The 11,555-nt window shown below is 75.8% G+C and carries 10 protein-coding genes and 1 pseudogene; 7 read left to right on the forward strand and 4 right to left on the reverse strand.

Features of this window, described 5'->3' with window-relative positions; translation table 11 throughout:
* The first annotated feature begins 285 nt into the window (after positions 1 to 285).
* Positions 286 to 1,725, forward strand: coding sequence for a basic amino acid/polyamine antiporter (locus KIN34_RS01405; RefSeq protein ID WP_214345930.1), 1,440 nt, complete (start codon positions 286 to 288; stop codon positions 1,723 to 1,725).
* Between the two features lie 354 nt (positions 1,726 to 2,079).
* Positions 2,080 to 3,078, forward strand: a pseudogene (locus KIN34_RS16565) (YibE/F family protein); the annotation flags it as partial.
* A 73-nt stretch (positions 3,079 to 3,151) separates the two neighbouring features.
* Here KIN34_RS16565 and KIN34_RS01410 read toward each other — a convergent pair.
* A complete protein-coding gene (locus tag KIN34_RS01410; protein WP_214345931.1) occupies positions 3,152 to 4,420 on the reverse strand; it encodes a YibE/F family protein in 1,269 nt (422 codons plus the stop codon).
* A 44-nt stretch (positions 4,421 to 4,464) separates the two neighbouring features.
* The gene (locus KIN34_RS01415; protein ID WP_214345932.1) at positions 4,465 to 4,872 is read right to left on the reverse strand and encodes a transferase; all 408 of its coding nucleotides are present in this window, start codon (positions 4,870 to 4,872) and stop codon (positions 4,465 to 4,467) included.
* A 127-nt stretch (positions 4,873 to 4,999) separates the two neighbouring features.
* On the opposite strand from KIN34_RS01415, the gene KIN34_RS01420 reads away from it, so the two are divergent.
* The 4 genes from KIN34_RS01420 to KIN34_RS01435 are packed head-to-tail and all read left to right on the forward strand — an operon-like array spanning position 5,000 to position 10,145.
* Positions 5,000 to 6,484 (forward strand): AAA family ATPase, encoded by a 1,485-nt coding sequence (locus tag KIN34_RS01420; RefSeq protein WP_214345933.1) that lies wholly within the window; start codon positions 5,000 to 5,002, stop codon positions 6,482 to 6,484.
* Positions 6,481 to 7,956 carry an MFS transporter gene (locus KIN34_RS01425; protein WP_214351641.1) on the forward strand — a complete coding sequence of 492 codons (1,476 nt, stop codon included), beginning with the start codon at positions 6,481 to 6,483 and terminating at the stop codon, positions 7,954 to 7,956. The genes KIN34_RS01420 and KIN34_RS01425 overlap by 4 nt, the downstream gene beginning before the upstream one ends.
* Positions 7,953 to 9,437, forward strand: a complete 1,485-nt coding sequence (locus KIN34_RS01430; protein WP_214345934.1) for a pyridoxal phosphate-dependent decarboxylase family protein — start codon at positions 7,953 to 7,955, stop codon at positions 9,435 to 9,437. Before KIN34_RS01425 ends, KIN34_RS01430 begins: the two co-directional genes overlap by 4 nt.
* A gap of 48 nt (positions 9,438 to 9,485) precedes the next feature.
* A complete protein-coding gene (locus tag KIN34_RS01435) occupies positions 9,486 to 10,145 on the forward strand; it encodes a TetR/AcrR family transcriptional regulator (protein ID WP_214345935.1) in 660 nt (219 codons plus the stop codon).
* Here KIN34_RS01435 and KIN34_RS01440 read toward each other — a convergent pair.
* Positions 10,099 to 10,317 (reverse strand): BldC family transcriptional regulator, encoded by a 219-nt coding sequence (locus tag KIN34_RS01440; RefSeq protein ID WP_214345936.1) that lies wholly within the window; start codon positions 10,315 to 10,317, stop codon positions 10,099 to 10,101. The two genes, KIN34_RS01435 and KIN34_RS01440, sit on opposite strands and share 47 nt — an antisense overlap.
* 115 nt (positions 10,318 to 10,432) lie before the next feature.
* Between KIN34_RS01440 and KIN34_RS01445 the strand changes: the two genes are divergently transcribed.
* A complete protein-coding gene (locus KIN34_RS01445; protein ID WP_214345937.1) occupies positions 10,433 to 11,035 on the forward strand; it encodes a TetR family transcriptional regulator in 603 nt (200 codons plus the stop codon).
* 25 nt (positions 11,036 to 11,060) lie between these two features.
* Here the strand turns inward: KIN34_RS01445 and KIN34_RS01450 are convergent, their stop codons facing one another.
* Entirely contained in the window at positions 11,061 to 11,462 is a 402-nt protein-coding gene (locus tag KIN34_RS01450) for a hypothetical protein (RefSeq protein WP_214345938.1), read from the reverse strand.
* Between the last annotated feature and the right edge of the window lie 93 nt (positions 11,463 to 11,555).

Consider the following 11,555-nt stretch of genomic DNA (forward strand, 5'->3'; position numbering starts at 1 on the left):
CTCCGCTGGACAACGCAAGAGCCCGGCCGCGCTGGCGGCCGGGCTCCTGGACGTAGAAACGGTGCGCACCGCGCAGGGGGCAGGCGATGCGCACCGTCAGGAGCCAGTGTGCGCCACGGATCCCCTGCTGGTCAACTGTCCAGTGCACCCGGCGCGAAATTCACTCGTCAGGTGGTGCGACGGTCCCGGGACCGGGCCCTCGGTCCGGGGGACGGGAGCCCTCCCGGACGGCAAGATCGTGCCGACGGCGGCCATCGGAGCACCGCCCGGACCGACCGGAGCACCATGACCACGACGCCCCCGGCACCCGCCCCGACCGGGCTGGGCGTGCGGACCATGACGACGCTCGTCGTCGGCTCGATGGTGGGCGCCGGCGTCTTCTCCCTGCCGCGCCAGTTCTCCGCGGAGACCGGGATCGCGGGGGCGCTCGTCGCCTGGGGCGTCGCGGGCGGCGGCATGCTCATGCTCGCCCTGGTCTTCCAGATGCTCGCCGTCCGCCGTCCCGACCTCGACGCGGGCGTCTACGCGTACGCCAAGGCGGGGTTCGGCGAGTACCTGGGGTTCTTCTCCGCGTTCGGCTACTGGGCGTCCGCGTGCGTCGGCAACGTGACCTACTGGGTGCTCGTCATGTCCACCCTGGGCGCGGTGGTGCCGGCGCTCGGGGACGGCGGGACGCCGCTGGCCGTGGCCGCCGCGAGCGCGGGCCTGTGGCTGATGTTCGCGCTCGTGCGCCGGGGCGTGCGCGAGGCGACCGCCATCAACCGCGTCGTCACCGTGGCCAAGGTCGTCCCGATCGTCGTCTTCGTGCTGATCGCCGCGTTCGCCGTCGACCCGGACGTCCTCGCCGCCAACTGGCACGGCGGCGCGGACGCCGGCCCGCTGCTCGAGCAGGTGCGCGGCACCATGCTCGCCACGGTGTTCGTCTTCCTCGGCGTCGAGGGCGCGAGCACGTACTCCCGCCACGCGCGGCGCCGGTCCGACGTCGGGCGCGCGACCCTCCTCGGCTTCGGCTCGGTGCTCGCGCTGTTCGCGTCCGTCACGCTCGTCTCCTACGGGATCCTCCCGGCCGACGAGATCGCGGAGCTGCGCGAGCCGTCGATGGCGGGCGTGCTCGAGGCGGTGGTCGGCTCCTGGGGCGGCGCGCTCGTGGGCGTCGGGCTCGTCGTGTCCGTGCTAGGGGCCTACCTCGCGTGGACGCTCATGGCCGCCGAGGTGCTGCTGGTCGCCGCCCGGGACGGCGACATGCCGCGGTTCCTGAGCCGGACCAACGCCGCCGACGCGCCCGTCCCCGCGCTCGCCCTGTCGACCTGCCTGGCGCAGGTGGTGCTGCTCCTGACCTTGCTCTCGGACGACGCCTTCGACTTCGCGTTCGACCTCACCAGCTCGCTCGTGCTGGTGCCGTACGTCCTCTCGGCGGGGTTCGCCCTGCGGCTCGTCCTGCGGCGCGAGACGTTCGCGGACGGCGCGCCCGGTTCCCGACGAGGCTGGCTCGTCGTCAGCGCGGTGGCCACGGCCTACACGCTGTGGCTGCTCTACGCCGCCGGCCCGACGTACCTGCTGATCGCCTTCCTCGCCTACGCGCCCGCGACCGTCCTGTTCGTCATGACGCGCCGGGAGCAGGGCCGGCGCGTGTTCAGCGGGCGCGAGCTCGTCGTCCTCGCGGTCTCCGTCACGGGCGCCGTGGTCGGCCTCGTGGCGCTGGTCACCGGCCGCGTCGCCCTCTGACACCGAGGCCCACGGCCGCCGACCCCCCGTGCCGGTCCGGCGCGACCCCGCGCGTGGCCCAGGATCTCGATCCCGATCGCTGCGTGTACGCACGGTGTGCGTACACGCGGCGGAGGAGAACCGGCAGAGGAGAACCTCCGCAGCGTGCAGGATCAGGGTGTGAGCGAGCGGCGCGCGGTCGAGGACCCGGCAGGCACGGCAGAGCCGACAGACCCGACAGCGCCGAAGGACGGTCCCACCCCCGGGGACGGGACCGCCACCGCACGGCGGTCGCGGGTCGCTGCGGTCCTCGCGGCCGTCGTCGTACCGCTGCTCGTGGCCGCGCTCGTCGTGATGGCCGCGACCTGGCCGGACATGTCAGCGGGACGCCAGGCGGGCGAGGACGCGGGGCTCGTCGACGTGGGCGTGCAGTACCTGGACGCGACCGTCGTCGGCACGCGCGCGCAGACGTGCGAAGGCTCGATCGAGGACGCGAGCGCGACGGGCGAGGTCCCGGCCCAGGTGCCGTGCCTCCGGGTCACCGCACGGTTGACGAGCTCGGGCGACGAGGTCGAGGTCGCGGCGCCCGCGGGCACGACGAGCGTCGACGAGGGCGCGCGCATCGTCGTCGAGCGCTACCCCACCGTGGGCGACGCGACGGAGGTCTACGCCTGGTCGGACTACGCCCGCGGGGTGCCGCTGGGGACGCTCGCGCTCGTGTTCCTGCTGGTCACCGCGCTCGTCGCGGGCTGGCGGGGGCTGCGCGCGATCCTGGGGCTCGCGATCGCGTTCGTCGTGCTCTGGACGTACGTGCTGCCCGGGCTCGTGGAGGGGACCGACGCGCTCCTGCTCGCGCTGACCGCGTCCGGGGTGATCATGACCGTCGTGCTGTACCTGGCGCACGGCGTCTCGGTCCGGACGACCACCGCACTGGTCGGCACGTTCGCCGGGCTGCTCGTCGTGACGCTCGTCGGGTCCCTCGCGGCGTGGGCGGCGCACCTGCAGCCCGTGGCGACCGAGGACGACTACCGGCTCGCCGGGCTGCTGGGCGACGACGGCGTCGCGACGCTGCACGGCGTGTTCCTGTGCGGCCTGGTGCTCGCCGGCCTGGGCGTCCTCAACGACGTCACGGTCACGCAGTCGTCCGCGGTGTGGGAGCTGCGCGCCGCGGACCCCACCGCGTCGTGGCGGCAGCTGTTCTCGGGCGGCATGCGCATCGGCCGGGACCACATCGCCTCGACCGTCTACACGATCGCGTTCGCCTACGTCGGGGCGTCGCTGCCCGTGCTGCTCCTGCTGCAGGTCTACGACCAGCCGCTCCGCCGCACGCTCACGGGCGGCGTCTTCGCGGCGGAGATCGTCCGGACGCTCGCGGGGTCGATCGGCCTGGTCCTGGCGATCCCGCTGACCACGCTCGTCGCCGCGCTGACGGCGCACGCGACGCCGGTCACGGCGCGGTTGCGTCGTGAGGCCGCGGCCCATGGTCACGGTCATGGTCACGGTCACGGTCACGGTCACGGCGATGGTCAGGGTCCTGCTCAAGCCGTCGGTCCTGGTCGGGCGGCCGGGCGCCGGCACTGACCACCAGCGCCGCGATCGCGGTGGTGACCGGGATCGCCAGGACCAGGCCGATCGAGCCGACGAGGGTGCGCGCCACCTCCTCGGCCAGCTCGCCGCTGGTGAGCGACTCGAGCAGCGCGCGGTCGGCGACGCTCACCAGCAGCACCAGCGGCAGGGCGGCCCCGACGTAGGCGAACGCGATCGTGTAGACGGTCGAGGCGATGTGGTCGCGGCCGATGCGCATGCCCCGCGTGAACAGGTCGCGCCGCGACGCCGCGGGGTCGGCCGCGCGGAGCTCCCACACCGCCGAGGCCTGGGTGATCGTCACGTCGTTGAGCACGCCCAGGCCGGCCAGCACCATGCCGCACAGCAGCACGTCGCGCAGACTCATGGCCGGCGCGACGTTGCGCAGGTCGAGCGCGTACTCGTCGGACAGGCCCGTGAGGTGCGCGGCGCCCGTGGCCCACGCCGCGATCCCGGCCGTCAGGACCAGGCCGACGAGCGTCCCGAGCAGCGCGGTGGACGTGCGCAGCGAGACGCCGTGCGCCAGGTACAGCACGACGAACATGATCAGCGAGGAGCTGACGAGCGCGACGGGGAGCGCGGGCATGCCGGCCAGGAGCGCGGGCAGCGTGAACACGCCCAGCACGCCGAACGCGAGGCCGAGCCCGACGAGCGCCCCCAGCCCGCGCCAGCGCGCGACCAGCAGCACGAGCACCCCGAACACGATCCCGAGCGCGGCGAGCGGCGGCCCGCGCACGAAGTCGAGGAACACGTACGGTGTGCCGAGGTCGCCGTAGACGTCGTCGGACCCGAGGTCCACGACGCGCAGCCGGTCGCCCGCGCCGACCTCGTCGAGGTACTCCGGCGGGACGCTGACCACCACGGCCGTCCCGTCCCCGAGCGTCGCGGTGACCTCCTGGCCGGGCTCGGCGCCGGGGTCGACGCCCTCGACCGTGAGCACGCGCACCGTGCTGCCGGGCGCGCTGGTGTCGAGCACCGGCTGCTCGCCGCGCGGCCAGAGCGCGCCGAGCCCGTACAGCGTGAGCGCCAGGGCCGGCAGCAGGATCGCCGCGAAGACGCGCCGCGCCCGCCGGTGGTCCCGCGGCGCGACGCGCGCCGGCTCGAGGGCGTGGACGTGCGCGGCGTGGTCCATGCGCGGGAGCCTACCCGCGAAGGACAATCGTTCTCAGGAGCGCCTCAGGCGGCGCGGGCGCTCGTGCGGCGGTCGCGGGCGACCACGGTCTCGTCGGGTACGTGCTCGTCGGACTCGACCGTCACGCCGTCCGCGACGTGCGCCCCGGCCCCGACGGTCACGCGGCTGCCGAGCCGCGCCCCGGCGCCGACGACGGCCTCACGGCCGACGTGGACGTGCGTGCCCAGGCGGCTGTGCGGGCCGACCATCGCACCGGACTCGACCCAGACGTGCGCGCCCACGCGGACGCCGCCGCCCACGAGCGCGCCGGGGTCCACCCAGGCGGTCTCCGCCACGTACGCAGACGGGTCGACGGAGGCGGTCTGCGCGACCAGTCCCCCGCCGTTGTCGTGCCGGCGGTAGCGCACGACCGTGCCGTCATCGGTCTCGAGCTCTTCGTATCGCTTCCTCATAACGACTCTCGTAACGATTCGCGTGACGCCGGTGTTCCCGGCGGTTCGCGCGTCGCCGTGCGGCCGCAGGGCTGAGCGCGGGCGCCGGAGTCGGGGACACGCGCCCGGGGCGGCTACCTTGGCGTCCGTGCTGCAGGGCTCCCACGACGACGTCGCCGCGCTGGTCGCTGCCCGCACACCGCTCGTCGTGCTGGCGACCACCGACGAGGAGGCCGCGCTGCAGCTCGTCGTCCGCTCGGTGGGCGGTGCGGGCGCGACGCGACCGGTGTTCCGGTGGAGCATCACGGACGGGCTGCGGCGCGTGGACGTGGACCTCGGTGCCGCGCAGCGCCACAACGCGGACCCGCCGACGCTGCTGCGCTCGGTGCTGGAGAGCACGCAGCCGGCCACGTACGTGCTGCTCGACCTGCACCCCTGGTTCGACGATCCGGTGGTCGTCCGGCTGCTGAAGGACCTGGCCCAGCTCCCGCCCGCCCGGCGCAGCACGCTGGTCCTGGTCTCCCACGCGGTGGAGCTGCCGCCCGAGCTCGACCACCTCGCGGTGCACGTGCCCGTCGCGTTCCCGACGGCCGAGGAGCGTGCGGCGATCGTCGACGACGCGGTCCGGACCTACGCGTCGCTCACCGGCCGGTTCCCGGACGTCGACCCGCACGCCCGCCAGCTCCTGGTGGACCGGCTGGCGGGTCTGTCCCGCGCCGACGTGGCGCGGCTCGCGCACGGGGCGGTCGTGGCGGACGGGGCGATCACCGCGCGCGACGTGCCGGTGGTGGAGAAGGCGCGGTTCGAGGCGCTCGCGGCGGACGGCGTGCTGTCCTACGAGTACGCGCAGGCGGGAGCCGACGACGTCGTCGGACTGGACCGGGTGGTGCGGTGGCTCCGCCTGCGCAAGCCGGCGCTCGACGGCAGCGCACCGCACCTCGAGGCGCCGCGCGGCATGCTGCTGCTCGGGGTGCAGGGCTGCGGCAAGTCGCTCGCGGCGCGCGCCGCCGCGTCGCTGCTGGGCGTCCCGCTGCTGCGCCTGGACCTCGCGGGGGTCCACGACAAGTTCGTCGGGGAGTCCGAGCGGCGGCTGCGCGACGCGCTCGCCGCCGCGGACGCGCTCGCGCCGTGCGTCCTGTGGGTCGACGAGATCGAGAAGGCGATCGCGACGAGCGACGGCGACGGCGGCTCGGCGCGCCGCGTGCTGGGCACGCTGCTGACGTGGCTCGCGGACCGTCGTTCCCGCGTGTTCGTGGCCGCGACGGCCAACGACATCTCCGCGCTGCCCCCCGAGCTGGTGCGCAAGGGCCGGTTCGACGAGCTGTTCTTCGTGGACCTGCCCGACGACGCGGAGCGCGCGGCGCTGCTGCGGCTGCACGCCGGGCGCCGCGGGCTGACCCCCGCCGACGACGAGCTGCGCGCGCTGGTCGCTGCGTCCGCCGGGTTCTCGGGCGCGGAGATCGAGCAGGCGGTGGTCGCCGCGACCTACGCCGCGCACGCGCAGGGCGGGCGGCTGCACGCGCGCACGGTGCACGACGAGCTGCGCGGCACCCGCCCGCTCGCGGTGGTCATGGGCGAGCGCGTGGCCGAGCTGCGGGCGTGGGCGGCGACGCGGACGGTGCCGGCGCGATGACCCGCCGGGACACCGCCGCGATCCCCCGCCGCACGGTCGTCGGGTACGCGCTCGGCTCGGTCGGCACGGGCGGGTTCGGCACCCTGCCCGGCCTGGTCCTCGCCTACTACCTGACCGACACGCTCGGCGTCGCCGCGGGCGTGGCGAGCCTGGTGGTCACCGTGCCCAAGCTCTGGGACGTCGTCATCGACCCGTTCATCGGCGCGCGCTCCGATGCGGACGCCGCCCGGCACGGGTCCCGACGGCGGTTCCTGCTGGCCGGCGCGCTCGCGCTGCCCCTGCTCTTCGCGGCCGTGTTCGCCGCTCCCCCGGCCGTGCGCGGTGCCGCGGCCGCCGCGTGGGTCGTCGTCACGTTCGTCGCCGCCGCCACCGCGTTCAGCCTGTTCCAGGTCCCCTACATCGCGCTGCCGGCCGAGATCGCGCCGGACTACGCCTCCCGGACCCGCCTGCTCGCGCCGCGCATCGCCGTGCTCGCGGTCGCGATCCTGGCGTTCGGCGCGGGCGGTCCGCTGGTCCGCGACGCCGTCGGCGGCGGCCGCGCCGGGTACGCCGTGATGGGCCTGGTCTGCGGCGTCACCATCGGGCTCGGGATGCTCGCGGCGTGGTGGGGCGCGCCGCGGCGCGCCGAGGTCGCGACGTCCGCCGGGCGGCTGTCCGACGAGCACCACGGCGCCGCGCACGAGAACAAGCACGAGAACACGCACGAGAACGAGCACGACGACCAGCGAGACGGGGAACCCGCGGTCGCCGCCCCGCGCCCGGCCCGGCGCGGGGACGCGCTGCGCGCCGGCGTGGCCGCGCTGCGCGAGCTCCCGGCGTTCCGGGCGCTGCTGGCGACGTTCGTGCTGCAGGCGCTGGCCACGGGCGCGATGCTCGCGGCCGCGCAGTACGTCGCCACGTACACGCTGGGCTCCGAGGGCGCGGTGACCGTCCTGTTCGCGGCGCTCGTCGCGCCCGCGCTGCTGGTGATGCCGCTCGCGACCCGAGTGGCCGACCGCATCGGCAAGTGCCGGGCGCTCGTCGGCTCCTCCGTGCTGTTCGCGCTCGCCGCCCTCGCCCTGGTCCCCGCGCGTGAGGCGCCCGGCGCGTGGGTCTACGCGCCGGTGGCCCTGGCCGGGGTCGCGTACGCCGGCATGCAGCTCTACCCGCTCGCGATGCTCCCCGACGTCGCGGTGGTCGACGCCCGCGAGCGCGGCGTGGACCGCGCGGGCGTGCTGGGCGGCGTCTGGACCGCCGGCGAGACCGCGGGGCTGGCGCTCGGGCCCACGCTGGTGCTGGCGCTGCTGGCCGTCACGGGGTTCGTCTCCCGCACGGGCGACGAGGTCGTGGCGCAGCCGGGCTCGGCGCTCACCGGCGTCGTCGTCGCGTTCTCCGCCCTGCCCGCCGTGCTCGTCGGGCTCTCGCTGATCCCCCTGTCGCGGTACCGGCTCACGGCCGAGATCGTCGATGACCGCCCGGAGGTGGCCGCATGACCGAGACCCGTCCCGAGGGTGGGAGCCCCGCCGACCGCACGCGCGCGGGTGGCCGTCCCGCCGACGACGTGCTCGCCGAGCTGCTGGCGCTGCGCGCCGCCGACCCGCCGACCCACGGCGGCCGCGTGCTGTCCTACGTCTACGACCCGGGCCGCCCCGACCTCGACGCCCTCGCCGAGCGCGCGGCCACGGCGTTCCTGCCCGTCAACGGGCTCGACCCGACGACGTTCACGTCCGTCGCGGCGATCGAGCGCGCGCTCGTCGCCCGCGCGCGGGCCACGTTCCACGGGTCCGACGACGTGGTCGGCTCGGTGACGTCGGGCGGCACCGAGTCGTGCCTGCTCGCGGTCAAGGCCGCGCGCGAGACCTGGCGCGCGGCCTCGTCGTCCCGGGCCACCGCCCAGGAGCGCGCGACGATCGTGCTGGCGACCACCGCGCACCCCGCCTTCCACAAGGCGGCCGCCTACCTGGACCTCGACGTGGTCGCGGTGCCGGTGGACCCCGCGTCCGGGCGGGCGGATCCGGGGCGCATGGTCGCCGCGCTCGACGAGGCCGGGGACCGGGCCGCGCTCGTCGTGGTGTCCGCCCCGTCCTACCCGTTCGGCGTCGTGGACCCGGTCGCGGAGGTCGCCGCCGGCGCGGCCGAGCGCGGCGTCGCGTGCCACGTGGACGCGTGCATCGGCGGCTGGGTGCTGCCGTGGTGGGGCGACCTCGAGCCGTGGGACCTGGCGGTGCCGGGCGTGACGTCGTTGTCCGCGGACCTGCACAAGTACGGGTACGCGCCCAAGGGCGCGTCGGTGGTGCTGCACCGCGGGCGGGACCGGCACGCGGCGCAGTACTTCGTCACGACGGCATGGCCCGGCTACCCGGTGGTCAACCCGACCGTGCTGGGCTCCCGCGCGGCCGGCGCGATGGCCGCGGCGTGGGCGATCGGCGAGGCGCTCGGCGACGACGGCTACGCCGAGCTCGTCGGGCGCACGCGCTCCGCCGTCGCGGTGGTGCGGCGCGCGCTCGACGCGACCGCGGGCCTGCGCGTCGTCGGGTCGCCGACGGGTCCGCTGCTGGCGCTGGCTGCCGACGAGGCCGCCGACGGGACCACCGACGGGGCCGCTGGCGCGGTGGACCCGTTCCGGCTGGTCGACGCCCTGCGCGCCCGCGGCTGGCTCGCGCAGTGCCAGCCCGCGATGACGCAGCCCGACGGGACCGTGCTGCCGCGGACCGCGCACCTGACGCTGACGGCCGTGACCGCCGACGTCGCCGACCAGCTCGCGGCGGACCTGGTCGCGGCCGCCGACGCCGTGCGCGGCGTCGCCCCGGCAGACCCGGACCCCGGCCTCGTCGCGCGCGTGCTCACCGAGGGGCTGCCCGACGAGCTGGCGGGCGTCATGGCGACGCTCGAGGCGCTGCCCGCCGACGTGGTCCGGCCGGCCCTGGTGCAGGTGCTGCAGGCCGCGATCGACCCGGGACCCGCCCGCGCCTGACCGGCCGGGCTCCGCGGCGCGGGCCGCCGCGCGTGGCACCCTGGCCGGGTGGCGGCCGACCGCACCACCCCGGACGACCCCGGGGACACCTCCTCGCTACGCGACCACAAGCGCCGCGCGGTGCAGGACGAGCTGAGCCTCGTCGCCATCGACCTGTTCATCGAGCGGGGCTTCGACGCGACGTCGGTGGAGCAGATCGCCGCCGCGGTCGGGATGTCCGAACGCTCGTTCTTCCGCTACTTCCCGACGAAGGACGCGGTGCTGGCGCACCAGTCAGCCCGCTGGCGCCGGCTCGTCGCGACCTCGCTCGCGGCGCGGCCGGCGGACGAGCCGGTCTGGTTCTCGCTGCGCCGGGCGTTCGACGAGTACCTGCGGGTGACGATCGCCGAGGGGCGCGCGCTGCCCCTGCTGCGCATGGTCTACGCGAGCCCGGCGCACCACGGCCAGCTGCTGCACCGCATGGAGCTGCTGGGTGAGGAGCTCACCGCGGTGCTGGTCGACCGGCTGCGCGGGACGGTCGAGGACCCGGAGCTGGTCGCCTCGGTGCGCGCGGGCACGGTGGTCGCGTGCCTGGAGGTGGCGCGGCGGCGCTGGGCGGCGACCGCCGGCGCCCAGCGCTTCGACGACCTCCTGGACGCGACGATGGAGCTCGTCGAGCCCGTCAGGCCGTCCGGCTCCGGTCCTCGAGCGACCGGTTCGGGGAGATGAGCGCGTGCACCTCGGCGCCGAGGTAGCGCCGGTGCCCCCCGAGCGTCCGGATCGACGTGAGCCGTCCCGCGCGGGCCCACCGGGTCACCGTCTTGGGATCGACGCCGAAGAGGTTCGCGACCTCGTGCGGCGTCAGGAGCTCCTGCGTGTCGTGCTGCTGGTCGTGGGCCATGTCGTCCTCCTCCTGCGAGGCCCTCGGCGAGGGCCTCCCGTCACCCGAACGTGTCAGCCACTGCCAACGGTGACACGAAACGTCACGAAACGCACCCCCCGGGCATAATCGGGACATGCCTCCCGACGAGGCCCCGCTGCGCGAACGCACGCGCCGGGCCGTGCAGGACCGGATGACCCTGGCCGCGATCGACCTCTTCGTCGAGCAGGGGTACGACGCGACGACGGTCGGTCAGATCGCGGCCGCCGTCGGCATGTCCGAACGGACCTTCTTCCGCTATTTCTCCACGAAGGACGACGTCCTGGAGCACGTGTCGGCGCACTGGCGGGCCCGCGTCGGGGCGGACCTGGCGGCCCGTCCGGCGGCCGAGCCGACGTGGCTGGCGGCCCGCCGGGCGTTCGACGGGTACGTCCGCGAGACCGTCGAGCAGGGCCGCGCGCTGGCCCTCCTGGGCGTCATCTACGCCAGCCCGGGACTCCACGGACGGCACCTGCTCCGTCTCAGTCGGTGGACCGAGGCAATCGCCCCGGCCCTCCGCGCCCGGCTCGACGGGACCCCCGACGCCGACTTCCGGACCGCCGTCCAGGCCGCCGTCGTCGTCACCTGCTTCGAGGCGGCGCGGCACGCGTGGGTCGCGTCCGGCGGGGAGTCGTCGCTCGACGAGCTGCTCGACCGGGCCATGGAGTCCGCCGCCCGGTTGCTCGACGGCTCCGCCTGACCTCGGTCTCGACAGGGCGCCCTGGTCAGACAGAGCCTCGGGCGGCCCGCCGTCGGGCGCGCACGACGAGCGCGACCCCGGCGGCCACCATGAGCACCCCGGCCGCGAGGAAGGGCCACGGGCTCCACGTCTCGGTGCAGGAGGTGCCGTCCTCGATCACCCGGCACACCTCGCCGGGCCCGCCGCGGTTCAGCCAGGCGATGGTCAGCGGCAGCGCGCCCGCCCCGACGAGCGCGGCCGGCGACGCCGCACCCTGCCGCGCGACGAGCAGCACGACGACGAGCACGAGCCCCACCGGCACGGTGAACACGCCGATCGCGCTGATCACCAGCGCCAGGCACAGCCCGGCGACGGCCCACAGGACCACGGCCCACCCGGGCACGGCGGCGGCGGTCCGCCCCGTGCCCCGTTCGACGACGGCGCTCATGCGGTCAGCATGGACCCGCCGCGCCCCGACACGCCCGGGAAGCGCGCACCGTCCCCGCAGACGCCGCCGGCGCCCGGCCGTGGGGCCGGGCGC

Source organism: Cellulomonas fulva, assembly GCF_018531375.1.
Classification (GTDB): Bacteria; Actinomycetota; Actinomycetes; order Actinomycetales; family Cellulomonadaceae; genus Cellulomonas; species Cellulomonas fulva.

Excerpts from the sequence above, each read along its gene's own strand:
- KIN34_RS01405 (WP_214345930.1), top strand. The coding sequence starts at position 286 with ATGACCACGACGCCCCCGGCACCCGCCCCGACCGGGCTGGGCGTGCGG.
- KIN34_RS01410 (WP_214345931.1), bottom strand. The coding sequence starts at position 4,420 with ATGGACCACGCCGCGCACGTCCACGCCCTCGAGCCGGCGCGCGTCGCG.
- KIN34_RS01415 (WP_214345932.1), bottom strand. The coding sequence starts at position 4,872 with ATGAGGAAGCGATACGAAGAGCTCGAGACCGATGACGGCACGGTCGTG.
- KIN34_RS01425 (WP_214351641.1), top strand. The coding sequence starts at position 6,481 with ATGACCCGCCGGGACACCGCCGCGATCCCCCGCCGCACGGTCGTCGGG.
- KIN34_RS01430 (WP_214345934.1), top strand. The coding sequence starts at position 7,953 with ATGACCGAGACCCGTCCCGAGGGTGGGAGCCCCGCCGACCGCACGCGC.
- KIN34_RS01440 (WP_214345936.1), bottom strand. The coding sequence starts at position 10,317 with ATGGCCCACGACCAGCAGCACGACACGCAGGAGCTCCTGACGCCGCAC.
- KIN34_RS01445 (WP_214345937.1), top strand. The coding sequence starts at position 10,433 with ATGCCTCCCGACGAGGCCCCGCTGCGCGAACGCACGCGCCGGGCCGTG.
- KIN34_RS01450 (WP_214345938.1), bottom strand. The coding sequence starts at position 11,462 with ATGAGCGCCGTCGTCGAACGGGGCACGGGGCGGACCGCCGCCGCCGTG.